The sequence below is a fragment of the Streptomyces sp. NPDC014891 genome, from assembly GCF_043081085.1.
GTDB lineage: Bacteria > Actinomycetota > Actinomycetes > Streptomycetales > Streptomycetaceae > Streptomyces.
This window is the reverse complement of sequence record NZ_JBIBWF010000005.1, coordinates 480,351-507,118: the sequence shown is the minus strand read 5'-3', so window position 1 is coordinate 507,118 and position 26,768 is coordinate 480,351. Positions and strand designations below refer to the sequence as shown.

The following is a 26,768-nucleotide window of genomic DNA, read 5'->3' as shown; positions in this document are numbered from 1 at the left end:
GGCTTCTTCCCTCTTTCTCATCGGTGGGGGGTGCTCACATGTGGGGGGTGGTGACGGTCAGTTCCTGGACCAGGTGGTCCGACAGGCCCTCCGCGGAGCGGAAGCGGTACGAGCCGACCCGGGCGCCGCCCCCGGTGAACGCCCAGTCGATCCGCCACAGGCGCAGCCGCGCTCGGGCGTTCCAGCTGGCGGGGAGGAGTGCACGGCAGGCGCCGATCGCGTCGCGCAGCGAGCGCGGCATCCGCCGGATGTCCCCGATGGCGGCGCTCGTGTTGAAGTCGCCGGTGACCAGCACCGGGTGGGGGTTGTCCCGCAGGTCGGCGACGAGGGCCGCGTACTCCCGGTCGCGGGCGGCGGCCCGGCGCCGCATGTCCCGCAGGAAGGCCGGACGCAGCGGGTTCATCACGGTCAGCTGCACCGGGATGTGGACGTTGTACGTGGACAGGACGCCGTCCGCGACCCGCAGGTCCACCCGGAGCGAGCAGGCGCCGACGGGCACGGGCGGCCCGGCGGGCGGGAACCGGGACAGGGTCACGGAGTCGTTGTCCACGGAGAGGTGGTGCCCGGGGAACGCGGCGCGGATCCGCTCCTCGTCGTCGATGTCCCAGACCTCGCCGCCCTCGAAGCCGTTCAGGTACTCCTGGAGCACGTAGACGTCGGCCGCGAGGGAGCGCAGGAAGGCGTAGAAGCGGTCGGGGTCGCCGCCCTGGTTCCAGTGCTGGGTGTTCCAGGAGACCAGTCGCAGCCCCGCCGCCGGCTCAGGCCGGCGCCCCAGCGCGCGCAGGTTGATCCCGTTCTGCGGCCAGCCCGCGAGCAGACAGCCCGCGGCGAGCGCCCCCGCCGTCCCGCCGCCCGTCGCCGCGGCGGCCGCGAGCAGGAGGAGCGGGACGGCGGCGAAGGCGAGCGGGGGCAGCAGGGAGACCGCGAGCCAGGGCCACCAGCGCCCGTTCAGCACCAGGTGCAGGGCGAGGAAGACCGCCCAGACCAGGGCGCAGGACAGCAGCACGTCGGTCACCCGTTCTCCGGCAGGGACACCCACAGGTCCTGCACGGCGTGGTCGGACAGCTTCTCGGGCTCGTTGAACTCGTACCGCTCGGCCTTCGCCCCGTTCCCGGTGAACGCCCAGTCGGTCCGCCAGAAGGGCTTCCAGCCGCCCTCCTCCCAACTGGTGGGGTACGGGTCGGTACTCACGTCCGCCGCGTCGTCGAGGCGCTCCCGGAGCGGGTCGAGGTCGGACATCGCGGCGGTCGCGTTGAAGTCGCCGGCCACCACCACCGGGTTGCGGTTGGCGGCCACGTCGGCCTCCAGGCCCGCGTACTGCGCCCGACGCGGGGCGAACCGCTCCCGCATGTGACGGTAGAAGGCGGCGGACAGCAGCCCGTCCGGCATGCTGTTCCACACCGGCATGTGCACGTTGTAGAAGGACACCGTACGGCCCTTCACCCGCACGTCCGTCCGCAGCACCTTGTTCTCCTTGTACTCCGTCTGCCAGTCCGCGCCCGGCGGCAGGTCGCCGGCCGGGCCCACGGCCGGCTGCCGCACGATCGGGAAGCGGGAGAGCGTCACCAGTTCGCCGCGGACCGCGACCTCGTAGCCGGGGAACTCCCGGCGCAACCGCGCCAGGTCGTCGATCGGCAGCTTCCCCTTCCGGTCGGCGGTCACGTGCTGGTACTCGTGCAGCAGGTAGACGTCCGCGTCCTTCGCCTTCAGGAAGGCGTAGAAGTGGTCCTGGGTGCCGAGGAGCTGGTTCCACGAGTTGGTGTTCCAGGCGAAGACCCGTACGGACTCCGGCCCGGTGCCCGGCTCCGGCCGCCACAGGGCCGCCGGGTCGACGCCCGACTGCCCGAAGCCCACGAGCAGGGCGAGCGCGGCCGCCGCCAGGCTCCGCCACCGGGCGGCGCCGCGGGCGAGCAGGGCGAGCGCGGCGAGCAGCAGCGGGACCAGGGCGAAGGCGGCCGGCGGGACGATGCCCACCAGGTGCCCGAGCCAGATCCGGCCGTCCGCCGCCCACTCGACGAGGAGGAGGACGAGCCAGCCGAGAGCCGCGCCGAGGGCCAGCCGGCCGCGGCGCCGCCGGGCGGGGGCGACCCGCGCGGTCCCGGCCGGCGCCTCGGGGGGAGCGAGCGTGTCAGCCACGGGAGGCCCCCGCGGCCGCCCCGGCGGCCGTGCCCGTGGTTCCCGCCGTGCCCGCCGCCAGGTCCGGCCGGGGCTGCGGGTCGTACAGGTGCCGGAACCGCTTCGAGCAGAGCCACTGCACGCCCGCCACCCCGATCGCCGCGAACACCGTCAGGTTCACCAGGAAGTTGACGGCCACGAAGTACCCCAGGAAGATCCGCCCCCGGTGCCGCCGCACCTCCCGGTACATGTCCAGGTCGCCCCACACGCCGAGGGCGAACAGCGCGAGCGGCAGCAGCGCCCACACCGCGCCCCACAGCGCCGGCGCCGCGAGCGCGGCCACCGTCAGGGGGGCGGCGAGGCTGGCCCCGGCGCGCGGGCCGGTGACGAAGCCGCCCTGGAGGTGCCGTCTGCCGAGGATGAGCGGGACCGCGAGCCGGGCCCGTGCGAAGACCTTGTCGAGGACGATCCGCACGGTGTCGTCGTGGTCGTGCCGGCCCCGTACCTCCAGGGAGCTCAGCACCGTGTACCGCTCCGAGATGCGGCGCCCGTAGTCCTGGTCCTCGGTGTGCCGGAGGATCGGGTTGAACGGCCCGACCTCGTCGAAGACCCGCCGGGGGATCGCGAGGATCGCCGTGTGGACGGTGTCGATGACCCCCTCGGACCTGAGCAGCAGGTAGTACTGCTGGAGCGAGCGGTACTCCTCGATCAGGCTGTCGCGGATGAGCGGCTCCGGCTCGTAGGTGCCGCAGATCGCCCCGTACCCCTGGCCGGAGTCGAGGAGTTCGACGGACCGGGCGACGGCGTCGGGGTGCATGGCGACGTCGGAGTCGAGGAAGACCAGGACCTCGCCCGAGGACAGTTCGGCGCCGAGGTTGCGGGCGACCGCGACCCCGCTGTTGACGCCGGTGGAGACCACCCGGGCGCCGGCCGCCGCGGCGATGGCGGCGGAGTCGTCGGTGGAGCAGTCGTCGACGACGATGACCTCGACGTTCGGGTACGTCTGGGCGAGGGCCGCCTCGACGCACAGGCCGATCGAGCGGCCGTAGTTGTAGTTGGGGACGATGACGGAGACCAGCGGAGCGGACATGATCGGGTTCTCCTAGAAAAGGACCTTGGCGAGGGAGAGGGCCCCCTGCCGCCACGGTTCGACACTGGTGACGCCCTCGCCCTTCTTCGCGGGGCGGGCGCCGGCGGGGAGCGCGGCCGCGGTGCGCTGCTGCTCGCGCCACCAGGCGAAGGTGCGCAGGATCGCGTCCTGGTTGGAGTACTCAGGCCGGAAGCCGAGGACGTCCCGGGCCTTGTCGGTGGAGACGAAGCTGTCGTCGAGGAGCTTGTGCAGGAGGCGTCCGTAGACCGGGGAGAGCCCGGAGCGCTGGAGAAGGCTCAGCGCGGCGAGCGCCGGCCGCGCGGGCATCGACCGGACCCGCTTGCCGTGGCCTGCGGCGTCCAGGACGGCCTGGAAGTCCTCGCGGATCGTGCCGAACGACGTGGCCCCGAGGTTGAAGGTGTCGTCGGCCGTCTCGGCGGGCGCGTCCATCGCGGTCACCACCGCGTCGACGAGGTCGTCCACGTCGAACATCTGGATCCGGACGTCGCCCCGGCCGAGGACCGGGAAGTTCCGGCCCTCCTCGGCCCACTCGAAGAGCATCGCGAAGAGTCCCATCCGGCCCGGCCCGAGGAAGGTCTTCGGCCGGAGGATCGGGACGCACATCTCCCGTCCCCGGAACCGCTCGGCGACCTCCTCGGCCTCCGCCTTGGCGGCGCTGTACGTGTCGACGGGCTCGCGGGGGTACTCCTCCGGCGTGGGCACCACCTTCGGCAGCCCGTACACGGCGGTCGAGGAGATGTGCACGACCCGGGGCACGGCGTTCGCCTCGGCGGCCGTCAGGACCGCCTCCGTCCCGCCGACGATCACCGAGCGGATCATGTCGGCCGGGTAGCTGGGCAGGGCGGCGGCGCAGTGCACCACCACGTCCGCTTCCGCCGTGACCCGCTTCATCGTCACCGCGTCCCGGACGTCCGAGACGGTGTGCGTCAGGTTCGTGTGCTCCGTGCGCGGGGCCCGCAGGTCCACGCAGTGCACCTGGCGGCCGTCGCCGAGCAGCCGGTCGATCAGCGTCGAACCGAGCATTCCGGCACCGCCGGTCACCACAATGCGCTTTACCACAGCGACGACACCTTCTCCTTGACGAAACGGGTGAGCAGACGAGGCAGACCCTGGGCGAGGGTCTTGTCGAGGCAGTCCAGGAAGAACTCGACCTCGTGCGGCTCGGCGACCAGCGAGGGGGCCACCATCAGCGGGTTGTCGCCGTTGAGCGTGTAGTACGTGTAGATGCCGTGGTCCCGGTAGAGGGCGTTGACCACCGACGAGGTGATGAGCTTGGTGCGGAAGCGCGGGTCCTTCGTCATCGCTCCCGGCACCAGCTTCGTCACCAGCTCCAGGACCTTCGGGCCCTTGTGCAGGAAGACCCCGTGGAGCGCGCCGTGGCCGCGGACCTCGGCCACCACGTCCGGGTACTCCTTGGCGATCCGCGCCAGACCGGGCGCGAGGATCCGCTCGATGTCCCGGGCGCGGGCCGGATAGTCGTCCTCCACGGCCACGTTGACGGCCTCGATGGCGGTGACCGCCTCCTCGCCGAAGCCGTAGTAGGTGGTGGACGTGGACTGCAGCAGGGCGTCGGTGAGGTTGTCGTAGGCCTTGCGGAAGACCGGCTCGCGGGCGACGAAGGCGGAGATCGAGGACTTGCCGCCGCCGAAGGACTTGGAGGTGGTGAGGATGTCGGGGACCAGGCCCTCGTACCGCATGAAGTGGAAGAGGGTGCCCGTCTTGCCCCAGCCGGTGTAGATCTCGTCGAAGAGCAGGACGATGTTCTCGGCCGTGCACAACTCCCGCAGTCCGCGCAGGAACTCCTCCGAGCACTCGTTCATCGTCGACGCCGACAGCGGCTCGATGAGGATCGCGTACACGTCCGACTCGCCCTTGTCGGTGCGGAGTTCGGCGACGAGGGTACGGACCGAGTCCAGGTCCCCGTACCGGAAGATCCCCACGCCGGGGATGCCGGGGAACTGGAACCCGGACTGGTTCTGGCCGGTCAGGCTGCCCGAGCCGAGCAGCTTGCCGTGGAAGGAGATGTCGGCCCGCAGCACCCGGGAGCGCCGGCCGCCGTGGTACTTGTACGCCAGCTTGACCGCGCCCTCGACCGCCTCCGCCCCGGAGTTGGGGAAGAACGACATGTTCAGGTCGCCGGGCAGCAGCTCCGCCAGGTTGTGGCCCAGGGCCGCGACGTACGGGGAGAAGTAGGTCTTGTGGACCTCCATGCTCTTCCGGTCCTGGAAGCGCTGCCGGGCGGCGAGGATCCGGGGGTGGTTGTGCCCGTGGTTGAGGACGCCGACGCCCCCGGTGAAGTCGAGCACGCGGCGGCCGTCGCGCTGGGTGATCCAGACGCCCTCGGCGCTCTCGACGAGCTCCTGGCCGAAGCCGAAGGAGGTCATCAGGGAGACCTGGCTCTTGTTGACGTGGTCCTTGTACAGGCCGTGGACCTGCTTCGTCGTCAGCGACTCGCAGTCGTCGACGGAGTACAGCGGGGGCATGGTCAGTCCTTCGCGGGGATCGGTGGGGCGGGGGAGGGGGAACGGCGGGGGAGGGTCAGCAGGAGCGCGGCGCCTCCGACGAGGACCTCGCTGAGGGTGCAGACCACCCGGCTGGCGACGGCGACGGCGGTCGCCTCCTGCCAGGGCAATACGGCGGTCAGCGCCAGGAGCAGCAGGGCCTCGCGGGCTCCCCAGCCGTCCGGCAGCACCACCACGAGGCTGGCGGCGGCGGTGGCCAGGGCGAATCCGCCCACACAGACCGGCAGCGCGGTCAGCGGCGGGGCGCCGAGCATCACGGCCAGCGCCCACAGGTGCAGTCCGCCGACCGCCCAGGAGGCGGTGGCCGAGGCGAGGGCCCGCCGCATGCCCGTGTCGCTCGCCCGGGTGGCGGGCGCCGGCCGGCGGGCGAGCCGGGCGGCGGTCGCGGCCAGGCGGTGGAGCAGTCCGGGCCGTACGGCGAAGGCGACGGTGACCGCGCCCGGCAGGACGAGCCACCACGCCTCGGCGCCGATCGTCCAGGGCGCGGCGAGCGGGCCGACGGCGAGGCCGGTGAGGACGGCCACGATCAGGTTCAGCAGGAAGACGGCGAGCACCACCGGCCCCGGCACCCCCGCCGCGCCGCCCATCCGCAACTGGGCGAGGACGCCCCAGACGGCCCCCGGCACGTACTTGCCGAGGTAGGAGGTGAAGTAGATCCGGGTCGCGGTCCGCCCCGGGATCCCGGGGCCGAGGTCGGCGAGGAGGGTCCGCCAGGTGGCCATGGAGAACAGGACGGCCAGGGCGTTGGCGGCGAGGGCCGCGAGGAGATACGGGACGGAGTCGGGGCGCAGGACGAGGGCGGCCAGTTCGCCGGCCCGGTCGTACAGGGCGAAGCCGATGCCGGTGACCACGGCGACCGGGAAGAGGACGGGGAGGGCGCGGCGGAGGCGGCCGCGGGGTGCCGGGGGACTCCCGGCCGTGTCGGCGGGCGCGGGCGCCGGGGCGGTGGTCGTGGTCGTCATGAGCCGAGGTGGCTCAGCGGCCACGCGCCGGCCAGCAGCGCGCACCAGAGCAGGGCGTTGGTGACGGTCATGCGGTCGCTGAACAGCGCCCGCGAGGGGTTGCCGCCCCCGGCGTCGACCACGAGCAGTTGCAGGTAGCGGGCGAGGCCGAACAGCGCGAACGGGGCGGTGAGCACGGCGACCAGCGGTCCGTGGGGGCCGAAGACCGGGCTTGCCTGCACCTGGAGGACGTAGCTGACCGCCGTGAGCACCGCGGTGAAGGCGAGCAGCTGGTCGAGGAAGCCGAGGGTGTAGCCGCGCAGCGCGGGCCGGTGGAGCACCCCGCCGACCGCCATCTCGTGGCGCCGCTTGCCCAGGATCAGCAGCAGGCAGAGGGAGAAGACGCAGAGGGTGAGCCAGCTGGGCACGGGGTTGCCCGAGGCCAGGCAGCCCTGGGCCAGCCGGAGGACGAAGCCGAGGGCGACGATGAAGACGTCGAGCAGCGGGACGTGCTTGAGGCCCTTGCTGTAGGCGGCGTTGAGAGCCACGTACACGGTGACCGGCCACCAGTCGACGAGCGAGGCCGTCCCGGTGAGGACCGTGAGGGCGACCGTCGCCGCGAGGAGGACGGCGAGGGCGCAGGCGAAGGAGACGGCGGTCTTGACGCCGATCCGTCCGGCGGCGATGGGCCGGTGCCGCTTCTCCGGGTGGCGGCGGTCCCGGTCCCGGTCGCCGAGGTCGTTGACCAGGTAGATCAGTGCGGAGGCGAGGGTGAAGACGCCGATCGCGGCCAGGGCGCCGGCGAGCGCGGCGCCGTCGAGGCGGGGTGCGCCGAGCAGGCCGAGGGGGACGACGACCAGGTTCTTCGTCCACTGTCCCGGGCGGACGAGGGAGGTGAGGTCGGCGAGCCGACTGGGAGGGCGGGAGGCCGGCGGGCGGGCCGGCGGCGCCTGTCGGCCGGTGAGCGTGGGCGTGGCCATGAACGGACTCCTGGGGGGAGGTGCGGACGGAGGTGGGCGGCGGTCATCCGGTGGAGGCGGGCGAGGAGGAGGTGGGGACGCCGGCGGTGGGGACGGCCGCCGGGGCCGGGGCGGCTTCGGTCCGCTCCGCCGGGAGGTCGTCGCGGCGGCGGACGCTGGGCCCGAAGTCCGGATCGGTGAGCCAGCGGACGGTGCCGCGGGCGGCGCCGAGCACGATCGCCTGGTGCAGGACGAAGTGGACGGCGGTGAAGTAGAGGAGGAAGCCGGGGCCGCGGGTCCGCAGCGCGAACCGGCTCAGGCCCGGATCGGCGCAGGCGAAGACCAGCGCGCAGAGGGCGGGCACGAGGAGCAGCCACGGGCTGAGCAGGCCGAGGAGGAGCGCGGGCAGGGTGAGCGCGGCGGCGAGGACGCCGAGCGGCCGGTTGGCGGTGAGGCCGCCCTCGCGCAGCTGGCCGACGGCCGCGATGAGCAGCTGGGAGCGCCGGTACTGCTCCCGGAGCATCGCCCCGAGCCGGTCGACGTCGTCGTGCCGGCCGCGGATCGCCTCCGTCATCACGATCCGGTGGGTCCTGACGAGACGGCCGCTGTACTCGACGTCCTCCGAGTCGCGGAGGTTCTCGTCGAAGGGCCCGGTCGCCTCGAAGACCTCCCTGCGGATCGCGCCGAGCGCGAAGAACGCGGTGCGGACCTCGCCGACGGCGCGGCGGCGCCAGAAGTGGGCGTGCAGGGCGTGGTAGCGCTCCACGGGTCCGTCGTCGAAGAGCGGCTCCGGGTCGAGCACCCCGTGGACGCAGCCGAGACCGGGGTCGTCCCGGAGCAGGTCGGCGGCGTTCGCGAGGGCCTCGGGGTGGAGGGCCGTGTCCGAGTCGAGGAAGAAGAGGACGTCGCCCCGGGCGGCGGCGGCGCCGAGGTTCCGGGCGGCGGACACCCCGCTGTTGCGGGGGTTGGCGATCAGGACGACGCCGAACTCCCGGGCGATGTCCCGGGATCCGTCGGTGCTGGCGTCGTCGACCACGATGACGTCGAGCGGGGCGTGGGTCTGGGCGAAGACCGAGGTCAGGCAGGCGTGCAGGGTCTTCTCGTAGTTGTAGTTGGGGATGACGACGGACACGCTGGGACGAGCCCTGGACATGGGGGTTCCTTGGGAGGGCGGTCGGGGGATCGCGGTGCGCGGGGGGCCTTCAGAGCAGCCGGAAGTCCGCGATGCGGTGGCGGGAGAGCTCGGGGGAGTGGCCGAGGAGGCGTCGGCAGAGGAGCAGCGCGTGGCCGACGGCCTCGATCTCGTCGGGGCCCCGGATGTAGAGGGCCAGGCGGACCGTTCGGTCGAGAACCAGCGCCCGTGCGGACTCGAAGCGGTCCTGCGGACGGGCGACGCGGTGCAGCGTCTCGACGAGGAGTGCGGCGGACGGGGCCGGTGGGGGGTCGGCGTCCGGGGCGGGTTCGTCGTCCGATGCCCTCATCGAGATGCCGACGAGGTAGATGGAGATCAGCCCCAGGAGAAGCCGTTGTCGCCCTCGTTCGTCTGCGCGGCCGCGACCGTCTGCACGCCGGCGGCGGTCGCGGACGAGGCCTCGGTGGGGGCCGGCTCCGCGGCGAGGACGAGGGTCAGCGCGGCCGCGGCGGGTACGAGCAGGGCGAGGACGGGGCGGACCTGAATGCGGGCGAAGGTGGCGAAACGGGCGCTGCTGGGCATGGCGGGACTGCCTTCCTGGCGAATCGGGCGTGGGATGTCGGGGCGGGGTCTCCCTGCGCCGTTCCCGGGTTCCTCCGGGCGGCTCCGACAGGTCCAAGACTGGCCCGCCGGGGGTGCCCTGTCATCGGAGACCGGCTGGCGCCAAGTGCGTGGCCGTTAGGAGCCAGCCGGTTCGCACGCCCGTCGCGCGCCGCTGATCAGGGGGTTTCGCGGAGGCGTCACGTTGCTGCCAGGCGGAAGGTGCCGGAGGGTCGTCATCTCGCTGTGCGGACCCCTGGGGGAGGGATGGCCGAGGGCTCCCCGGAGGGCGCCGCTCCGGCTCCCGCCGGGGGTGGCGGAAACGCCGGACGGCCGCACCCCGGTGGGGGTGCGGCCGTCCGGCTCTCTCGTGGGTGCCCTGCGGTGTGTCAGCCGTTGGGGCGCTGGAGGCGCGCCACGAACTTGTAGCGGTCGCCGCGGTAGACCGACCGCACCCACTCGACCGGCTCGCCGTCGGCGTCCAGCGAGTGGCGGGAGAGCATCAGCATCGGCAGGCCCACGTCCGTGCCGAGCAGTCCGGCCTCGCGCGGGGTGGCGAGGGAGGTCTCGATGGTCTCCTCGGCCTCGGCGAGGTGCACGTCGTACACCTCGGCGAGCGCGGTGTACAACGAGGTGTACTTCACGAGCGAGCGGCGCAGCGCGGGGAAGCGCTTCGCGGAGAGATGGGTGGTCTCGATCGCCATCGGCTCGCCGCTCGCGAGGCGCAGGCGCTCGATGCGGAGCACCCGTCCGCCGGCCGAGATGTCGAGCAGTCCGGCGAGGGTGTCGTCGGCGGTGACGTAGCCGATGTCCAGGAGCTGCGAGGTCGGCTCCAGGCCCTGGGCGCGCATGTCCTCGGTGTACGAGGTCAGTTGCAGCGCCTGGGAGACCTTGGGCTTGGCCACGAAGGTGCCCTTGCCCTGGATGCGCTCCAGGCGCCCCTCGACGACCAGCTCCTGCAGGGCCTGGCGCACGGTGGTGCGCGAGGTGTCGAACTCGGCGGCGAGCGTCCGCTCCGGAGGGACCGGCGTGCCGGGCGGCAGCGTCTCCGTCATGTCGAGCAGATGCCGCTTCAGTCGGTAGTACTTGGGCACGCGCGCGGTACGCGTGGGCGTCCCGCCCTCCGGTTCCGTGCTGCCCGCGTCCGTGGCCATGGCCTGCCTTCCCGACTCCTGTGCTGCTGCCGTCACCGGCTCCTCCGTCTGTCGCGGCTCACATGGTGGCACGGACCGGTCACGGGTCGTCGCCCTCCCTCAGGTGTCGGTCCGATAACGGACGCGACTGCCCTTCTTATACACCCTTGACACCCCTAAAGGTCTAGGCCAAGCTCCGGGTACTGGTCTAAACCATTAAAGACCAGGTCCCAGCCCCACGAGCACTACCCGACGTATGTCTTCGCGCGGTGGGCAGGGGTTGCAGGCATCCCTGAGGAGGGTGGCGTGAAGCGCAAGCTCATCGCGGCGATCGGCGTCGCAGGCATGATGGTCTCTATCGCTGCGTGCGGTTCCGACAGTGACAAGGGTAAGGACGGCGCCAAGGCGTCGGCCGGGGGCGACAAGACTCTGACCGTCTGGGTCATGGACGGTTCCGCGCCGGACGCGTGGATGGCCGAGGTGAACAAGGCCTTCGAGGCCAAGCACCCGGGCGTCAAGGTCAAGGTCGAGAAGCAGATCTGGAACGGCATCCAGGAGAAGGTCACCACCGCCCTCTCCGAGGACACCCCGCCGGACGTCCTGGAGCTCGGCAACACCCAGACCGCGGGCTACGCCGTGACCGGCGGTCTCGCCGACCTCTCCGGCGACAAGGCCACCCTGGGCTACGACGCCTGGAACAAGGGCATGGTCGCCTCCAACGAGCTGGACGGCAAGCTCTACTCCGCCCCGTGGTACGCCGCCAACCGCGTCGTCGTCTACGACAAGGCCGCCTTCAAGAAGGCCGGTGTCACCCCGCCCAAGACCCGCGCCGAGTGGATCGACGGCCTCAAGAAGCTCAAGGCGTCCGACCCGAAGTCGCAGGCGATCTACCTGCCGGGCCAGTCCTGGTACGTCCTCGCCGGCCTCATCTGGGACGAGGGCAGCGACCTCGCGGTCAAGGACGGCGACAAGTGGAAGGGCAACCTGTCCTCCCCCGAGGCCGTCAACGCCATGAACTTCTACAAGGAGCTGGCGTCCTACTCCACCGCTCCCAAGGACAAGGACGAGGCGACCCCGCAGCAGTCCACCGACATCGTCCCCAAGGGCGGCGTGGCGTCCTGGATCGGTCTCGGCTGGGAGGCCGGCGGCGCGATCGACGCCATGAAGAAGGCCGGCAAGACCGCCGACTTCGGTTACTTCCCGATCCCGGGCAAGACGGCCGACAAGCCCGGCTCCGTCTTCCTCGGCGGCTCGAACCTCGCCATCGCCGAGCGGTCCCAGAACAAGGACCTCGCGAAGGAGTGGCTGGCCCTCGCCGCCGGCAAGGACTTCATGACGAAGTACGCCACCGCCACCGAGGGCGCGCTGCTTCCGAACACCGACGCCGCGCAGTTCAAGCCCGCCGCCGGCTCCTTCGCCGAGGCCATGGCCGCCTCCTCCGCCTCCGGCAAGGTCACCCCGGTGACCCCGGGCTGGGCGAACGTCGAGACCGCGCCGAACCCGATCAAGGACTTCATGACCAAGGTCCTGAAGGGCGAGGACGCCAAGGCCGCCGGTGAGGCCGCTGACAAGGTCATCAACGAGCGCATCAACCAGCAGTAGTCAGCAGCACCCGAAACACCAGCAGTAATCCGTAGCCCGGTGGTGCGGCCGGTCCCGCACCGGCCGCACCATCGGCGCTTCACGAGTGATCAGCGGCCCGCTCCCCCGGGCCGCGCCCCGGTGGGCGCGGGAGCCCCAGAACCGCGAGGAATAAGACCATGACCGTGGACTCCCAGGGGACGGCGACCGCCGATCCTCAGGACGCGCCCGGGAGGGCGGCAGGGAAGTCTCAGACTCCGCCACCCCCTTCGGGCCCGAAGGAAGTCCGTAAGCCTTCGCGCGGCAGACGCTCCCTGCCCAGCGGCTGGCTGCCGTACCTGCTCGTCGCGCCGGCCCTGCTGTCCATGGCGGTGCTGCTGCTCTACCCGCTGGTCCGCAATGTGATCCTCTCCTTCCAGGAGCTCAACCGGAAGGAGTTCATCACCCGGGAGACCGTCTGGACCGGCTTCGACAACTACACGGAGCTCCTGGGCGACCCGGACTTCTGGACCGTCGTCGTCCGAAGCGTCGTCTTCACCGCCGTCAACGTCGCCCTCATCATGGCGATCGGCACGGGCATAGGCCTGCTGCTCAACCGCCTCGGCAAGAAGATGCGCCTGGTCCTCTCCCTGGCCCTGATGTTCGCCTGGGCCATGCCGATCGTCGCCTCCGTCACGGTCTTCCGCTGGCTCTTCGACGAGCAGTTCGGCGTCGTGAACTGGCTGATGCGCACGCTCGGCTTCGACGGCTACGAGCAGCACAACTGGTTCGAGACCGGGTTCTCCACCCTGGTCATCATCATGATCCTGCTGGTCTGGGGTTCCATCCCGTTCGTCGCCCTCAACATGTACGCCGCCCTGACCACCATCGGGTCCGAGCTGTACGAGGCCGCGAAGATGGACGGCGCCAGCGGCTGGCGCACCTTCTGGGCCGTGGTCTTCCCGAACCTCAAGTCCTTCTTCATGATCACGACCTTCCTGGAGATCATCTGGATCTTCAAGGCGTTCGCCCAGGTCTACGCCATGAACCAGGGCGGCCCCGACCGCGGCTCCGAGACGCTGCCGGTCTTCGCCTACATCGAGGGCGTCGGCCAGTTCCACTACGGTGTCGCCGCCGCCATCTCCATCCTGACGATCGTGATGCTCATCGCGGTCATGTCCTTCTACTTCCGCCTGATCCTGAAGCAGGAGGAGGAGCTGTGAGCGCCACCACCGAGACTCCGCAGAAGCTGCGCACCAGGAGGCCGCTCACGGTCGGCTCGGTCGCCAAGAACCTCACCGCCCTCGTGCTCGCGGTCGTGTTCGTCTTCCCCGTCTACTGGATGTTCTCGTCCTCGCTGAAGCCGCAGCACGAGATCATGACGAAGGACCCCGTCTTCGTCTTCACCCCGACGCTGGAGAACTACTCGACCGCCACCGGCGTCGACCTGTTCTGGACCTACGTCACCAACAGCCTCATGGTCACCGTCGGTGCCGTGGTGCTCGCCCTCCTCGTCGCGCTGGCCGCGAGCTTCGCGATCGCGCGCATGAGGTTCAAGGGGCGCAAGGGCATCGTCCTCATCGTGATGATGGCGCAGATGGCCCCCTGGGAGGTCATGGTCATCGCGATGTACATGATCTCCCGCGAGAACGACCTGCTGAACAGCATCCCGATGCTGACGCTCATCTACTTCGTCATGGTCCTCCCCTTCACGATCTGGACCCTGCGCGGCTTCATCGCCGCCGTCCCGGTCGAGCTGGAGGAGGCCGCGCAGATCGACGGCTGCACCCGGGGCCAGGCCTTCCGCAAGGTGATCTTCCCGCTGCTCGCCCCCGGCCTGATGTCGACCTCGCTCTTCGGCTTCATCACCGCCTGGAACGAGTTCGCCATGATCCTCATGCTGAACAAGGACAAGGAGTCGCAGACCCTGACGCTCTGGCTCACCCAGTTCCAGACCGCGTTCGGCAGCGACTGGGGCGCCACCATGGCCGCCTCGACGCTCTTCGCACTTCCCGTGCTCGTCGTGTTCCTCTTCCTCCAGCGCAAGGCCGTCGGCGGCATGACCGCCGGCGCGGTGAAGGGATAAGAGCTCCCCATGACCACACTCCTCCACGGCACGGACACCCTGACCCGTGACGCGCTCACGGTGCTCCAGCCCGGGTTCGTCGGCACCACCGCGCCCGACTGGCTGCTCCGCCGCATCGGCGAGGGCCTGTCGTCCGTCGGCCTCTTCGGCCGGAACATCGTCAGCCCCGAGCAGCTCACCGCCCTCACCGCGCAGTTGCGGGCCGAGCGGGACGACGTCCTCGTCGCCATCGACGAGGAGGGCGGCGACGTCACCCGCCTCGAGGTCAAGCAGGGCTCCTCGTTCCCCGGCAACTACGCCCTGGGCAGCGTCGACGACGTCGAGCTCACCCGGGCCGTGGCCCGCGAGCTCGGCCGCCGGCTCGCGGCCTGCGGCGTCGACCTCAACTGGGCCCCGTCCGCCGACGTCAACTCCAACGCCGAGAACCCGGTCATCGGCGTCCGCTCCTTCGGGCCGGACCCCGACCTGGTCGCCCGGCACACCGTGGCGTACGTCGACGGCCTCCAGGGCGTCGGCGTCGCGGCCTGCACCAAGCACTTCCCCGGACACGGCGACACCAACGTGGACTCCCACGACGCGCTGCCCCGGATCGATGTGGACCTCGCCACACTGCACGCCCGTGAGCTGGTGCCTTTCCGCGCGGCCGTCGCCGCCGGTACCAAAGCGGTCATGAGCGCGCATATTCTTCTCTCCGCGCTCGACCCCCACCGCCCGGCCACCCTGAGCCCGCAGATCCTCACCGGTCTGCTGCGCCAGGAGCTGGGCTTCGAGGGGCTGATCGTCACCGACGGCATGGAGATGCAGGCCGTCGCGGCGACGTACGGCATCGAGCGCGGATCGGTCCTCGCCATCGCCGCGGGCGCCGACGCGATCTGCGTCGGCGGCGGGCTGTGCGACGAGGACACCGTGCTGCAGCTGCGCGACGCGCTGGTGAACGCGGTACGGACCGGTGAACTGCCCGAGGAGCGGCTGGCCGACGCCGCGGCGCGGGTACGCGCCCTGGCGACCTGGACCCAGGCGCACCGGGCCAGGGGGGCTGAATCGGTGTCGGGCGCGGCAGTGCAGGAGGGGACCGCGCCCGGCGCCGACATCGGACTCGTCGCCGCCCGCCGGGCCCTGAAGGTGACCCGCGGGCCGGGGTCGTACACCCCCGTGGACAGCGCGCCCTACGTGGCCTCCTTCACTCCGGTCGCGAACTTCGCGGTCGGCGACGAGACCCCCTGGGGCATCGCCGCCGAGCTGGAGCGGCTGCTCCCCGGCACGGAGACCGGCTCCTACGCCGACTCCTCGGTGGACGCCCTCCTCGCAGCGGCGGGGAAGCGCCGGATCGTGGCGGTCGTCCGCGACCTCCACCGGCACGTCTGGATGACCGAGGCCCTGGACGCCCTGGTCGCGGCCCGCCCGGACACCGTCGTGGTCGAGATGGGCCTCAACGAGGCGGAGCCCCGCGGGGCCCTGCACATCGCCACGCACGGCGCCGCCCGGGTCTGCGGCCGCGCGGCCGCCGAGGCCGTGGTCGGCACCGGAGCCTGACGGACCCGCGCGAAGGGGCCCGGCACCTGACCAGGTGCCGGGCCCCTTCGCCGTACGCGGTCCGCGACCGGGGGATCCGGGCGGATCAGATGCCCTGCCAGGAGGGCTTGTTCGCGAAGGTGTGGCGGAAGTAGTCCGCGAGCTTCAGCTTGGAGGCGGCGGCCTCGTCCACCACGACCGTGGCGTGCGGGTGCAGCTGCAGCGCGGAGGCCGGCACGAGCGCCGCGACCGGGCCCTCGACGGTCTGCGCCACGGCCTCGGCCTTGCCCTCACCGGTGGCCAGGAGCACCAGGTGGCGGGCCTCCAGGATGGTGCCGATGCCCTGGGTGATGACGTGGTGCGGCACCTGCTCGATGTCGTTGTCGAAGAAGCGGGCGTTGTCCACGCGGGTCTGCTCGGTGAGCGTCTTGATCCGGGTGCGGGAGGCGAGCGAGGAGCACGGCTCGTTGAAGCCGATGTGCCCGTCGGTGCCGATGCCGAGGATCTGCAGGTCCACGCCGCCGGCCTCGGCGAGCGCGGTGTCGTAGGCCTCGCAGGCCGCCAGGACGTCCTCGGCGGAGCCGTCGGGCCCCATGAAGGCCTCCTGGGAGAGCCCGAGCGGTTCGACGACCTGGCGGAGCACGGTCGAGCGGTAGGACTCGGGGTGACCCGAGGGCAGCCCCACGTACTCGTCCAGCTGGGCGATCCGGGCGCGGGAGGCGTCCACGGAGCCGGCCTCGACCTGGGCGATCAGGGCGTCGTAGATGGGCAGCGGAGTCGAGCCGGTGGCCACGCCGAGCAGCGCGTCGGGCTTGCGGCGCAGGAGGTCGGCGATGCCGCCCGCGATGAGCTCGCCGCCTGCCTTGGCGTCCTTGACGATGACAACTTCCACGCTGGGCCTGCCGATCTGGTGAGGGGCTGCCGGTGAGGAGCCATGTGGTATAGACCAATCAAAGCCCAATCTAGCAGAGGAGGGGCCTTCCCCTCATGCCGTTCCGCCCCGCGGACGCCCCCGCCGCCTCCATCGTCGGCCGCCTGTGCCCCACCAGCCACTCGAACCCCCCGGACCCCGGAGATCAGGCGAGCGAGCCTCCCGTGGCGTCGATCCACTGCCCGGTCACCCAGCGCGCGTCGTGTGAGGCCAGGAAGGCCACCACGTCCGCTATGTCCTCCGGGGCGCCGACCTCCCCCAGGGCGGACATCGCCGCCGCCGTCCTCCAGGGCATGCCCCAGCAGGCCCGCGACGGGCCACGAGGGAGGAGCTGGCGGCCGTGGCCGCGGTCGCGATGCCGGCCTGGCCCCCGCACCGCACGGAGCCGGCGACCGGGCCCCGGACACGCCGGCCCCGCAGTCTGAGCGCGCGGGCAGGGGCAGGGGTGGTAAGGGCGAGCGGCCGCGCCGAGACCCGCGAGGCGGAGGGCGAGCGACCCCGCACGGACCCGCGAGGCGGGGGGTGAGCGGGCCCCGGAAAGACCCGCGGGCCGCGGCGCCCGGCGGGACCCTCAGCCCGCCCGGCACCGCAGCCCGGAGTGTGCTCCGGCCGGGGGTGTGCGGTCCCTCGGCCGTGTGGGAGGTCTCGGCGCAGTCAGGGCAGAGAGCGCCGGGTACCTCGTTCCATCCTCCTGTGCGGGGAGGATGGAGGTCTATCGCTTTCATTGTGGACTAGACCATTCTTGTCTGTCCATCCACAGGAACGCGGTCCTTCCTGGCCCATCCTCCAGCACGGAGCGCCGGAGATCCAGGTTCACCGCCCCTTTATTCCGCGGGTACGCTCGCACCGTGCCCTCCATGAACGACCTCGTGCGCCAGCACACCGCCCTGAGCGACTCGGACCTCGAGTGGCTCCACCTGCTGGTGTCCGAGTGGCAGCTGCTCTCCGACCTCTCCTTCGCGGACCTCGTCCTCTGGGTGCCGACGCTCGACGGCACCCGGTACGTCTCCGTCGCGCAGATGCGGCCGAACACCGGCCCCACCTCGTACCAGGACGACATGGTCGGACACCTGGTGCCGCGCGGCCGCCGACCGCTGCTGGACGCCGCCCTGGACGAGGGCAGGATCGTCCGCGAAGGCGATCCGGAGTGGCGCGAGGAGGTCCCGGTACGGGTCGAGTCCATCCCCGTCCGCCGCGAGGGCCGCGTCCTCGGCGTCATCGCGCGCAACACCAACCTGCTGACCGTCCGCACCCCCTCCCGCCTGGAGCTCACCTACCTCCAGTCGGCCTCCGACCTCGCCCAGATGATCGCGGCCGGGACCTTCCCCTTCCCCGGTGAGCAGGTCGACATGGACTCCTCGCCCCGCGCCGGCGACGGACTCGTCCGCCTCGACGCCGAGGGCATCGTCCAGTACGCCTCGCCCAACGCCCTCTCCGCCTACCACCGGCTCGGCCTCGCCGCCGACCTGGTCGGCCAGCACCTCGGCCAGATCACCGCGGAACTCGCCCCTTCCCGCGGCCCCGTCGACGAGGCCCTGGTCACGCTGGCCTCCGGCTACGCCCCGCGCGAGTTCGAGGTCGAGGGGAACGGCGGCGTCATCCAGCTCCGGGCCATCCCGCTGAAGCCCAAGGGCACCCGGATCGGCTCGCTCGTCCTGCTCCGGGACGTCACCGAACTGCGTCGCCGCGAGCGCGAGTTGATCACCAAGGACGCCACCATCCGGGAGATCCACCACCGGGTGAAGAACAACCTCCAGACGGTGGCCGCCCTGTTGCGCCTCCAGGCCCGCCGGATGGACTCCGACCGGGGCCGCGAGGCCCTGAACGAGGCGGTGCGGCGGGTCGGTTCGATCGCGATCGTCCACGAGACGCTGTCCCAGAACCTGGACGAACGGGTGGAGTTCGACGAGATCGCCGACCGCGTGATCGCCATGGTCGCCGAGATCTCCCCGGGCCGGGTGACCTGCCGGCGCAACGGCCGCTTCGGCATCCTGGACGCCGAGGTCGCGACCCCGCTCTCCATGGTCCTGACCGAAGTCCTGCAGAACGCCCTGGAGCACGCGTTCGCCCCGGGCGACGAGGGCGCCGTCGAGGTCACCGCCGTGCGCGGCGAGCCCAGGCCCGACGCGCGGCTGCTCATCACGGTCAAGGACGACGGCCGGGGCCTGCCCGAGGGGTTCGACCCGCAGCGGGCCGGAAACCTCGGCCTGCAGATCGTACGCACCCTGGTGGAGGGGGAGTTGGGCGGTTCCTTCGACATGCTGCCGGGCTCCGGGCGCGGTACGAAGGTGGTCCTCGACATTCCGGTGCAGCCGCAGAAGTAGCGGCGGAGGGAGGGGGGTTCCGCCGTGGAACCGCCCTCCCGGAAGCCCGCCGCCGGCGGAATCGGGCGCGGACGGCAGCGAGCCCCGGACCGAGGAATTCGGTCCGGGGCTCGAATGCTGTGGGTTACTGCTGCGCGCTGCGGCTCAAGGGCGGTGAATGCATACGCGATGTATGCGCCGCTCGCCTCAGGCTGTCGGTGGGCGTCAGGCGCTGGCGTTACGCGCCCGGTTGCGAGCGGCGCGGCGCTTCATCGCGCGGCGCTCGTCCTCGCTGAGGCCACCCCAGACGCCGGAGTCCTGGCCGGACTCGAGCGCCCACTGCAGGCACTGCTCCATGACGGGGCAGCGGCGGCAGACGGCCTTGGCTTCCTCGATCTGCAGCAGCGCAGGACCGGTGTTGCCGATGGGGAAGAACAGCTCGGGGTCTTCCTCACGACAAACGGCGTTGTGACGCCAGTCCATGGCTGCTACCTCTCTAGGGTGTTACAAGCTGGTTGCTTGTGAATGTGAACGCTTTCACGAATCCCCCCGCAAGGGAAGGGCCGACTGCCAGATGAACTGGTGTGGTCCTAAGACTGAGGAGGGGTTCTGGCTCTCAGTGGAGGCCGGTGTTGCGGGCCGTCCCGATCGCCAAGAAGAGACTCCCAAACCCCAGCAACGGATACAACCCCTTCCGGAAAGTTTTTTTTGATTCCTCGGTGTCGGCTAGGTCACAGCCGTACTTCTAAGGGGTGGATGCGCGCCTAAACGTTCGAGTGAAAGGACTTTGGCCCCTTCCACTCACACAATCACACGCAGTGCACGGCGTACGCCTGTGAACGTCACGCTCGTACGCAGTCCCAGGTGGTCTCCGTCCATCTGAAGAGGGAGGGGGACCTTGGAATGCAAGGTGAAGTCGGTCAGGTCGTGCAGAGTCGTCGCGTGCTTGCCGCGAGGGCCTCGTTCCGGGGTCGAGGTGAGCAGCTGGGTGGCGTACCGGGCCACCGCCGGAGTGGACAGACGGCGCAGTCCGAGGACGTCGAGCGCGGTGTCGAAGGAGGCCTCCGGGGACGCGTACACCGGGCGATTGCCCAGGTAGGTCCAGGGGGAGGTGTTGCAGATTATGGAGAGGACGAGATCCTCGACCGGCTCGGCGCCGGGGCGTTCCAGGGTGATCGTGCCGTGCCGGCGGTTGGGCTCCTCCAGGAACTGGCGCACCACCTGGCGGAGGTAGAGGGCGTGGGTCGACCGCTTTCCGCGCTCCCGCTGCTGTTCGACCCGGCCGATGACGCTCGCGTCGAACCCCAGTCCGGCGCAGAAGGTGAACCAGCGGGACGGGACGGCTTCGTCCTCCGTGCCCGGGGTTCCCGAGGCGAGCCCCAGGCTCACCGTGCGTGCTCTCCGCTCACGCAGCGCGTCGAGCAGTGCGCCGGTCGCCTCCACGGCGTCGTTCGGCAGTCCGAGGGCGCGGGCGAACACGTTCGTCGAACCGCCGGGGACGACCGCGAGCCCGGGCAGCCGGTCGGGATCGGGGCCGCCGTGCAGCAGTCCGTTGACGACCTCGTTCACCGTTCCGTCGCCGCCGAGGGCCACGACCAGGTCGATCGTCCCGGAGTCCGCGGCCCGCCGGCCGAGGTCCCGCGCGTGCCCGCGGTACTCGGTGGTGACCGCCTCCAGCTTCATCTCGCTCGCGAGCGCGTGGATGAGCACGTCACGGGTGCGGGCACTGGTGGTGGTGGCTGCCGGGTTGACCACGAGAAGTGCGCGCATGAGCGCCAGGGTACCTACCCGGCGGTACCGGGCCCAGTCCAGCCCGGTCCGCGGACACCTCCCCCGGGCGCCACGAGAGGCGTCCGCCCGGAACTCGCCGCCGCGCGTCCCCGTCCCTGCGGTCACGCCTCCCCGGGTCCGTCCGCCCGGCCTCCCGGCCCCGTCGGCTCGCCCCCGCCCGGCTTCGGCCCGGGCGTCCGGCCCCCGCTACCCTGCCCTGTATGAGCAGTCCCGCTGAGAGCAGCACGGAGCAGACCCCCCGCCCCGCCCGACTCGCCGCCGCGGCGGCCGTGGCCGGTGTCGAGGCCCTCGGCCTCTTCGCCGGGGGTGTCTACATGCTGGTGCACGCGCTGACCGGGACGTCCGACGACCTCACCGGCGCGGCGACGGGCGCCGTGACGCTCGTCGCACTCGGGCTGATCCCGCTCGCCGCCGCCCGCGGGCTGTGGACGCGCCGCTCCTGGAGCCGCGGCCCGGCCGTGATCACCCAGATCCTGGCCCTGCCGGTCGCCTGGCAGATGCTCCAGGCGGACAGCGCGCTGATCCCGGCCGGCATCGTCCTCGGCGTGCTGGCCGTCACCGGGCTCGTGCTCCTGGTGAACCCGGCCACCACCGAGGCGCTGGGCATCCGGCGCCCCGGCCAGGAGGGCTGACCCTAAGCGCCCCCGGGGGAGCGCCCGGTGCGTGACGTCAGGCGCCGGTCGTTCGGCGGGGCCCCGCCCCGCCGTCGGTCACTCCTCGACGAGGAGCTTCTCCCGCAGCTGCGCGAGGGTCCGCGCGAGCAGCCGGGAGACGTGCATCTGCGAGATGCCGACCTCCTGCGCGATCTGCGACTGGGTCATGTTCCCGAAGAACCGGAGCAGCAGGATCCGCTTCTCCCGGGGCGGCAGGTCCTCCAGCAGCGGCTTGAGCGACTCGCGGTACTCGACCCCCTCCAGGGCCTCGTCCTCCGCGCCGAGGGTGTCCGCGACCGCGGGCGACTCGTCGTCCGTGTCCGGGACGTCCAGCGAGAGCGTCGAGTAGGCGTTCGCCGACTCCAGACCCTCCAGGACCTCCTCCTCGGAGATCCCGAGGCGCTCCGCCAGCTCGTGCACCGTCGGCGAGCGGCCGTGCTGCTGGGAGAGCTCCGCCGTCGCCGTGGTCAGCGAGAGCCGCAGCTCCTGCAGCCGGCGCGGCACCCGGACCGCCCACCCCTTGTCGCGGAAGTGGCGCTTGATCTCGCCGACGACCGTCGGGGTCGCGTACGTCGAGAACTCGACACCGCGCTCCGGGTCGAACCGGTCCACCGACTTGATCAGACCGATGGTCGCGACCTGCGTCAGGTCGTCCAGCGGCTCGCCGCGGTTACGGAAGCGCCGGGCCAGGTGCTCGACCAGGGGCAGGTGCATCCGCACCAGCTGGTTGCGCAGCTCGGCCTTCTCCGGGGAGCCCTCCGGCAGCTCACGGAGCGTGACGAAGAGAGCGCGCGCGCCGCTCCGGTCGTGCGGGTCGGGGACGGCGGGGACGTCCTCGGACTCGTCCCCGTCCTCCGGCTCCTCCTTCTCCGCGGACGTCCCGGTCCCGGCGGCCGTGGCCGCCGCGGTCCCGCCCGCCCCGGTGGAGCCCTCCGCACGCCCGGGGCCCCGGGGGGCCCCGGAGGCGCCCGGTGTCTCGGGAACCTCGGGGTGCTGCTCGTGCTCGCTCATCTGGTCCGCCTGCTCCGTAGCGACCTCATACGGCCGTGCCTGCTGCTCAGGGATGCCGGCCGTCGCGTCCCCGCGCCTCACGCCGGGCCTGGCCCCGCGCCGCGCTGTTTGTACAGGCTGATCGAGACCGTGCGGTCGTCGGCCACCGACGACTCCACCTTCCCGGCCAGTGCCGACAGCACCGTCCAGGCGAAGGTGTCCCGCTCGGGCGCCCGGCCGTCGGTGGTCGGGGCGGAGACGGTCACGTCGAGGGAGTCGTCGACCAGCCGGAAGACACAGCTGAGGACGGATCCCGGCACGGCCTGCTGGAGCAGGATGGCGCAGGCCTCGTCGACCGCGATCCGCAAGTCCTCGATCTCGTCGAGGGTGAAGTCCAAGCGCGCCGCGAGGCCGGCCGTGGCCGTACGCAGCACGGACAGATAGGCACCCGCAGCGGGCAGCCGGACTTCCACGAAGTCCTGGGTCCCGGGCTCGCCTGCGATCTGGGACACCCTCACCTCCAAGGTGGCACAAGCTCATTCGGGGTCCGGGGGGAGAGGCCCCCGGACCGGGCGGTACGCAGGGGGCTGCGCGGTCCGCCGTGACGCTATCGCGATCCGTCCCGTCGTGTCGCCGCGAACCCCTGCCCCCACCGGCCCCCCGGATCACCGTTCGTCACCCATGGTAGGCCCATGGGTGCGGACGGTGGGCGGGGGTCTGCTGGGGGTCGGACGCGTGCGACCGGCGGAGGGGTGACGTACCCAACGGCGGGGCGGGCGAATCGTCGAACGGCCGAATCGCCGTATCGCCGGACCGTCGGACGACCGGACCGGCCTCGGGGACTCAGACGACCGGACCGGCCTCGGGGACTCAGACGATCGACCCGTCCACGAAGCACCAGCGCCAGGCCTCGCCCGGCTCGAAGGTCCGCATCACCGGGTGGCCCGTCCCGGCGAAGTGCCGCGTCGCGTGCTGCCCCGCCGAGGAGTCGCAGCAGCCCACGTGCCCGCAGGTCAGGCAGAGCCGCAGCTGGACCGGATGCGTGCCGTCCGCCAGACACTCCGGGCAGGTGTCGGCCAGCGGCGCCGGTTCGGGGCGCGGCATTTCGGCAACGTGCGGGCACTCGCTCATGATGGCCAGGTTACGTTGCGGGACGAGACGGGGACGGGCATGGACGCTCTACAGCTGGTGGCACTCGTGGCGGCGAGCGCCGCGGTCGCGGGACTCGCCCGCCGCACCCCGGTGCCCGCGCCCCTCCTCCTGGTCGCGGTCGGCCTCGCCGCCGCCTACGTGCCCGGGGTGCCGGACTACACCCTCGATCCGCACATCGTGCTGCCGCTGATCCTCCCCCCGCTCCTCTACACGGCGGCCGTCGACTCCTCGTACCTCGACCTGCGCGCCAACATCCGGCCCGTCGCGCTGCTCTCCGTCGGGTACGTCCTGTTCGCCACCGTGGCCGTGGGCTGGCTCGCGTACGTCCTCGTGCCCGACCTGCCGCTCACCGCCGCCCTGGTGCTGGGCGCGGTGGTCGCCCCGCCCGACGCGGTCGCCGCCACCGCCATCGCCCGCAAGCTCGGCTTGCCGAACCGGATCACCACGATCCTCCAGGGCGAGTCCCTGGTGAACGACGCCACCGCCATCACCGCGTACAAGGTCGCCCTCGCGGCGGCGGTCGGCGAGGGGCTGAGCTGGGCCGGCGGGCTCGGGGAGTTCGCGCTCGCCGCCCTCGGCGGCATCGGCGTCGGCCTGCTCCTGATGGTCCCCATCCACTGGCTGCGCCGGGGCCTCGGGGACTCCCTGCTACAGAACACCCTCTCCCTCCTCATCCCGTTCGTCGCCTACGCGGCGGCCGAGGAGGTGCACGCCTCCGGTGTCCTCGCCGTCGTCGTGGTCGGCCTCTTCCTCGGCCACCGCGCCTGGCAGGTCGACTTCGCGACCCGCCTCCAGGAGGAGGCCGTCTGGAAGATGGTCGCCTTCGTGCTGGAGTCGGCCGTCTTCGCCCTGATCGGCCTCCAACTGCCCTATGTCGTCCGGGAACTCGGGCCGTACGGGATGGGGGAGGCGACCTGGTACGCGGTCGGGGTCTTCGTCGCCGTGGTCGTGGTCCGGTTCGTCTGGGTCTATCCGGCGACCTTCCTGCCCCGGCTCTCCGCCCGCGTCCGGGAACGCGAACCGGGGGTGGACTGGCGGGCGCCCCTCATCGTCGGCTGGGCCGGGATGCGCGGCGTGGTCTCGCTCGCCATCGCCTTCTCCATCCCCGTGGCGACCGACGGCGTCGAGTTCCCGGCCCGCAACCTCGTCCTCTTCCTCACCTTCACCACCGTCATCGGCACCCTGGTCGTCCAGGGCCTCACCCTGCCGCCGCTCATCCGGCTCCTGAAGCTCCCGGGGAAGGACCGGTACGCCGAGACGCTGGCCGAGGCGCAGGCCCAGAGCGAGGCCTCGCAGGCCGCGGAGGCCCGTCTCGACGCCCTCCTCGCCGACGAGCGGAACGCCCTGCCCCAGCCCCTCGCCGACCGGCTCCGCACGGTCCTGGAGCGACGGCGCAACGCCGTCTGGGAGCGGCTCGGAGCCGTGAACGAGGTCACCGGGGAGACCGCGGACGACACCTACCGGCGGCTCTCGCGGGAGATGATCGAGGCCGAGCGCGAGGTCTTCGTGCGGCTGCGCGACGCCCGGCGGATCGACGACGAGATGATGCGGACGCTGCTCCGCAGGCTCGACCTGGAGGAGGCGGCCGCCTATCGCGAGGAGGCCGCGGACTGAGGCCCGGCGTCCTGCCCCGTCGGGTCCGGCGCGCCCGTGACGACGGCCACGAGCCGGGTCCCCGCGGGGAACGCGCCCTCCTCCGCGAGGGTCGCGAGCCCCAGCAGCATTTTGGCCACATACAGTCGCTCGATGGCGAGTTCATGCCGCGCCTCGAAGTCGCGTGCGAAGGCGTCCAGGGCCGGGGGGACGCGCGCGTAGCCCCCGCAGTGGAAGCGCTCGTCGAGTGCCCAGTCGCCGCGCGGCCCGCCGAACGCCGCCTCCTGGAGGGCGCGCACCTCCCCGCCCAGGAAGCCGCCCTTGAGGACCGGGACGCCCAGCGCCCGTGTCCCGGGGCCGAGGCCGGCCGCGAGGCCCGCCAGGGTGCCCCCGGTGCCGCAGGCCACGGCGACCGCGTCGGCCGCCCCGGCGAGCTCCCGGCCGAGCTCCACGCACCCCCGGACCGCCAGGGCGTTGCTGCCCCCCTCCGGGACCACGAACGCGCCCGCGGGGGCCCGCTCCAGGAGCATCGCGCGCGTGGCCGGGTCGTTCTTCGCGCGGTACGTGGCCCGGTCGACGAACACGAGCCGCATCCCGTCGGCCGCGCAGCGCGCGAGCGAGGGGTTGAGCGGCCGCCCGGCCAGCTCGTCGCCCCGCACGATCCCGACCGTGGGGAAACCCAGCAGCCGGCCGGCGGCCGCCACCGCGCGCAGGTGGTTGGAGTAGGCGCCGCCGAAGGTGACCACGGGACGACCGCCCGCCGCCTCCAGGTTGAGCGCCAGCTTCCGCCACTTGTTGCCCGGCAGATCGGGGTGGATGAGGTCCTCGCGCTTGAGCGCCAGCGTGAGGCCGCGCCGGGTGAAGCGCTCGTCCTCCACCGGCTCCAGGGGCGAGGGGAGCCGGGGCCGCAGGCGGGAGAGGTCGAACGCGTTCACCGGGCCATTGTCCGCGCCCGGCGCCCCGGTCCGCGCGGCCGGGGCGTCAGCGCAGCAGGTCGGCCACCCGCTCGCGCATCGAGGCCATCGTGAAGCCCCGCGGGTCCACCTTCCCCGGCTGCCACTCCAGGTGCCCGATGACCGACCGCTGGTTCCAGCCGTGCACCCGGCACACCGCGGCCGCCGCCTTCGCGATGGCCTCCAGCTGCACCTTCGGCCACGGGTCCACGCCGTCGCCGAGGTTCTCGCACTCGAAGCCGTAGAAGTACCGGTTGCCGTCCGTGGTGGCCTCGTCGTCCCGCGGCAGGCCCTGCTCGGCGATGACCGCCCGCAGCACCTCGTCGTCGCCGAGGCCCGCGTGGTTGGCCCGGCCGTAGCCGACGAGGTGGACGGTGCCGTCCTTGGCGATCACGCCGTGGCAGAGCGGTCCCGGCAGGCCCTCGTAGCCGTTGCGGCAGACCCGGACGGTGTGGGCGGTCCCGCGGGTCACGGTGTGGTGGATCATCACGCCGTGGACGGGGCCCCACGGACCCTTGTGGTTGCGGTTGTGGGTGGACCAGGCGCCGACCTGGACCACCTTGAGGCCCGCGTCGCGCAGCGCGTGGAGGAACCTGCTCGCCGACATGGGTGTGGACATGACCGACTCCCTTCGGAGGACGGGTGGGGGCTTCCGGAGTACCGGAGTTGGGTGTTCCGGAGATGCCGGAGTACCGGAGTACCGGAGTCCGCGAATCCGCCGCCATCCGTTC

26 protein-coding genes and 1 pseudogene are annotated in these 26,768 nt (G+C 72.0%); 7 read left to right on the top strand and 20 right to left on the bottom strand.

Going from position 1 to position 26,768, the window contains the following annotated elements:
- Positions 1 to 34: 34 nt before the first annotated feature.
- From ACF09E_RS17580 to ACF09E_RS17530, 11 genes are all read right to left on the bottom strand, one after another.
- Positions 35 to 1,015, bottom strand: a complete 981-nt coding sequence (locus ACF09E_RS17580; protein ID WP_392205988.1) for an endonuclease/exonuclease/phosphatase family protein — start codon at positions 1,013 to 1,015, stop codon at positions 35 to 37.
- Complete coding sequence (locus ACF09E_RS17575; protein ID WP_392205987.1) at positions 1,012 to 2,136, bottom strand: endonuclease/exonuclease/phosphatase family protein; 1,125 nt, start codon at positions 2,134 to 2,136, stop codon at positions 1,012 to 1,014. The genes ACF09E_RS17580 and ACF09E_RS17575 overlap by 4 nt, the downstream gene beginning before the upstream one ends.
- Positions 2,129 to 3,205, bottom strand: coding sequence for a glycosyltransferase family 2 protein (locus ACF09E_RS17570; RefSeq protein WP_392205986.1), 1,077 nt, complete (start codon positions 3,203 to 3,205; stop codon positions 2,129 to 2,131). The genes ACF09E_RS17575 and ACF09E_RS17570 overlap by 8 nt, the downstream gene beginning before the upstream one ends.
- A 12-nt stretch (positions 3,206 to 3,217) precedes the next feature.
- Positions 3,218 to 4,285 carry an NAD-dependent epimerase/dehydratase family protein gene (locus tag ACF09E_RS17565; protein WP_392205985.1) on the bottom strand — a complete coding sequence of 356 codons (1,068 nt, stop codon included), beginning with the start codon at positions 4,283 to 4,285 and terminating at the stop codon, positions 3,218 to 3,220.
- Positions 4,279 to 5,709 (bottom strand): aspartate aminotransferase family protein, encoded by a 1,431-nt coding sequence (locus tag ACF09E_RS17560; protein ID WP_392205984.1) that lies wholly within the window; start codon positions 5,707 to 5,709, stop codon positions 4,279 to 4,281. The genes ACF09E_RS17565 and ACF09E_RS17560 overlap by 7 nt, the downstream gene beginning before the upstream one ends.
- Positions 5,710 to 5,711: 2 nt before the next feature.
- Entirely contained in the window at positions 5,712 to 6,710 is a 999-nt protein-coding gene (locus tag ACF09E_RS17555) for a lysylphosphatidylglycerol synthase domain-containing protein (protein ID WP_392205983.1), read from the bottom strand.
- Positions 6,707 to 7,669 carry a UbiA prenyltransferase family protein gene (locus ACF09E_RS17550; protein ID WP_392205982.1) on the bottom strand — a complete coding sequence of 321 codons (963 nt, stop codon included), beginning with the start codon at positions 7,667 to 7,669 and terminating at the stop codon, positions 6,707 to 6,709. Before ACF09E_RS17550 ends, ACF09E_RS17555 begins: the two co-directional genes overlap by 4 nt.
- 43 nt (positions 7,670 to 7,712) lie before the next feature.
- Positions 7,713 to 8,801, bottom strand: a complete 1,089-nt coding sequence (locus ACF09E_RS17545; protein ID WP_392205981.1) for a glycosyltransferase family 2 protein — start codon at positions 8,799 to 8,801, stop codon at positions 7,713 to 7,715.
- A 49-nt stretch (positions 8,802 to 8,850) separates the two neighbouring features.
- Positions 8,851 to 9,129: a hypothetical protein gene (locus tag ACF09E_RS17540; protein WP_361857430.1), complete on the bottom strand. Its 279-nt coding sequence runs from the start codon at positions 9,127 to 9,129 to the stop codon at positions 8,851 to 8,853.
- Between the two features lie 26 nt (positions 9,130 to 9,155).
- On the bottom strand, positions 9,156 to 9,362 hold the full coding sequence (locus ACF09E_RS17535; protein ID WP_392205980.1) for a hypothetical protein: 207 nt from the start codon (positions 9,360 to 9,362) through the stop codon (positions 9,156 to 9,158).
- A gap of 407 nt (positions 9,363 to 9,769) precedes the next feature.
- Positions 9,770 to 10,534 carry a GntR family transcriptional regulator gene (locus ACF09E_RS17530; protein ID WP_361857445.1) on the bottom strand — a complete coding sequence of 255 codons (765 nt, stop codon included), beginning with the start codon at positions 10,532 to 10,534 and terminating at the stop codon, positions 9,770 to 9,772.
- A 285-nt stretch (positions 10,535 to 10,819) separates the two neighbouring features.
- On the opposite strand from ACF09E_RS17530, the gene ACF09E_RS17525 reads away from it, so the two are divergent.
- The 4 genes from ACF09E_RS17525 to ACF09E_RS17510 all read left to right on the top strand — a co-directional run bounded on the left by ACF09E_RS17525 (position 10,820) and on the right by ACF09E_RS17510 (position 15,692).
- Positions 10,820 to 12,115 (top strand): extracellular solute-binding protein, encoded by a 1,296-nt coding sequence (locus ACF09E_RS17525; RefSeq protein ID WP_392205979.1) that lies wholly within the window; start codon positions 10,820 to 10,822, stop codon positions 12,113 to 12,115.
- Positions 12,116 to 12,273: 158 nt separating this feature from the next.
- The gene (locus ACF09E_RS17520; protein WP_361857439.1) at positions 12,274 to 13,296 is read left to right on the top strand and encodes a sugar ABC transporter permease; all 1,023 of its coding nucleotides are present in this window, start codon (positions 12,274 to 12,276) and stop codon (positions 13,294 to 13,296) included.
- Positions 13,293 to 14,159, top strand: a complete 867-nt coding sequence (locus tag ACF09E_RS17515) for a carbohydrate ABC transporter permease (protein ID WP_388793355.1) — start codon at positions 13,293 to 13,295, stop codon at positions 14,157 to 14,159. Before ACF09E_RS17520 ends, ACF09E_RS17515 begins: the two co-directional genes overlap by 4 nt.
- Positions 14,160 to 14,168: 9 nt before the next feature.
- Positions 14,169 to 15,692, top strand: coding sequence for a glycoside hydrolase family 3 protein (locus tag ACF09E_RS17510; protein ID WP_392205978.1), 1,524 nt, complete (start codon positions 14,169 to 14,171; stop codon positions 15,690 to 15,692).
- 85 nt (positions 15,693 to 15,777) lie between these two features.
- Here ACF09E_RS17510 and nagB read toward each other — a convergent pair whose 3' ends face one another.
- Both nagB and ACF09E_RS17500 read right to left on the bottom strand, forming a co-directional pair.
- Complete coding sequence (gene nagB, locus ACF09E_RS17505) at positions 15,778 to 16,563, bottom strand: glucosamine-6-phosphate deaminase (RefSeq protein WP_385867838.1); 786 nt, start codon at positions 16,561 to 16,563, stop codon at positions 15,778 to 15,780.
- A gap of 184 nt (positions 16,564 to 16,747) precedes the next feature.
- Positions 16,748 to 16,891, bottom strand: a pseudogene (locus ACF09E_RS17500) (SDR family oxidoreductase); the annotation flags it as partial.
- Between the two features lie 568 nt (positions 16,892 to 17,459).
- Between ACF09E_RS17500 and ACF09E_RS17495 the strand changes: the two are divergent.
- On the top strand, positions 17,460 to 18,926 hold the full coding sequence (locus ACF09E_RS17495; RefSeq protein WP_392205977.1) for a sensor histidine kinase: 1,467 nt from the start codon (positions 17,460 to 17,462) through the stop codon (positions 18,924 to 18,926).
- Between the two features lie 204 nt (positions 18,927 to 19,130).
- Here the strand turns inward: ACF09E_RS17495 and ACF09E_RS17490 are convergent, their stop codons facing one another.
- Positions 19,131 to 19,388 carry a WhiB family transcriptional regulator gene (locus ACF09E_RS17490; RefSeq protein ID WP_003953983.1) on the bottom strand — a complete coding sequence of 86 codons (258 nt, stop codon included), beginning with the start codon at positions 19,386 to 19,388 and terminating at the stop codon, positions 19,131 to 19,133.
- A 318-nt stretch (positions 19,389 to 19,706) separates the two neighbouring features.
- A complete protein-coding gene (locus ACF09E_RS17485; RefSeq protein ID WP_361850828.1) occupies positions 19,707 to 20,675 on the bottom strand; it encodes a diacylglycerol kinase family protein in 969 nt (322 codons plus the stop codon).
- A gap of 221 nt (positions 20,676 to 20,896) precedes the next feature.
- Here ACF09E_RS17485 and ACF09E_RS17480 point away from each other — a divergent pair, with 221 nt between their 5' ends.
- Positions 20,897 to 21,328, top strand: coding sequence for a hypothetical protein (locus ACF09E_RS17480; RefSeq protein ID WP_361850826.1), 432 nt, complete (start codon positions 20,897 to 20,899; stop codon positions 21,326 to 21,328).
- Positions 21,329 to 21,406: 78 nt separating this feature from the next.
- Here ACF09E_RS17480 and ACF09E_RS17475 read toward each other — a convergent pair whose 3' ends face one another.
- The 3 genes from ACF09E_RS17475 to ACF09E_RS17465 all read right to left on the bottom strand — a co-directional run bounded on the left by ACF09E_RS17475 (position 21,407) and on the right by ACF09E_RS17465 (position 23,470).
- Positions 21,407 to 22,441 (bottom strand): RNA polymerase sigma factor SigF, encoded by a 1,035-nt coding sequence (locus ACF09E_RS17475; protein ID WP_392205976.1) that lies wholly within the window; start codon positions 22,439 to 22,441, stop codon positions 21,407 to 21,409.
- The gene (locus tag ACF09E_RS17470; RefSeq protein ID WP_019889334.1) at positions 22,438 to 22,851 is read right to left on the bottom strand and encodes an anti-sigma regulatory factor; all 414 of its coding nucleotides are present in this window, start codon (positions 22,849 to 22,851) and stop codon (positions 22,438 to 22,440) included. The genes ACF09E_RS17475 and ACF09E_RS17470 overlap by 4 nt, the downstream gene beginning before the upstream one ends.
- Positions 22,852 to 23,209: 358 nt before the next feature.
- Positions 23,210 to 23,470 carry a UBP-type zinc finger domain-containing protein gene (locus ACF09E_RS17465; protein WP_392205975.1) on the bottom strand — a complete coding sequence of 87 codons (261 nt, stop codon included), beginning with the start codon at positions 23,468 to 23,470 and terminating at the stop codon, positions 23,210 to 23,212.
- A gap of 39 nt (positions 23,471 to 23,509) precedes the next feature.
- Between ACF09E_RS17465 and ACF09E_RS17460 the strand changes: the two genes are divergently transcribed.
- Positions 23,510 to 25,105: a Na+/H+ antiporter gene (locus ACF09E_RS17460; protein WP_361850822.1), complete on the top strand. Its 1,596-nt coding sequence runs from the start codon at positions 23,510 to 23,512 to the stop codon at positions 25,103 to 25,105.
- On the opposite strand, the gene ACF09E_RS17455 is transcribed toward ACF09E_RS17460, so the two are convergent.
- Together ACF09E_RS17455 and ACF09E_RS17450 are read right to left on the bottom strand one after the other, a co-directional pair.
- Positions 25,081 to 26,019, bottom strand: a complete 939-nt coding sequence (locus tag ACF09E_RS17455; protein ID WP_392205974.1) for a 1-aminocyclopropane-1-carboxylate deaminase/D-cysteine desulfhydrase — start codon at positions 26,017 to 26,019, stop codon at positions 25,081 to 25,083. The genes ACF09E_RS17460 and ACF09E_RS17455 overlap by 25 nt on opposite strands.
- Positions 26,020 to 26,065: 46 nt before the next feature.
- Complete coding sequence (locus ACF09E_RS17450; RefSeq protein WP_392205973.1) at positions 26,066 to 26,656, bottom strand: N-acetylmuramoyl-L-alanine amidase; 591 nt, start codon at positions 26,654 to 26,656, stop codon at positions 26,066 to 26,068.
- Positions 26,657 to 26,768 lie beyond the last annotated feature (112 nt).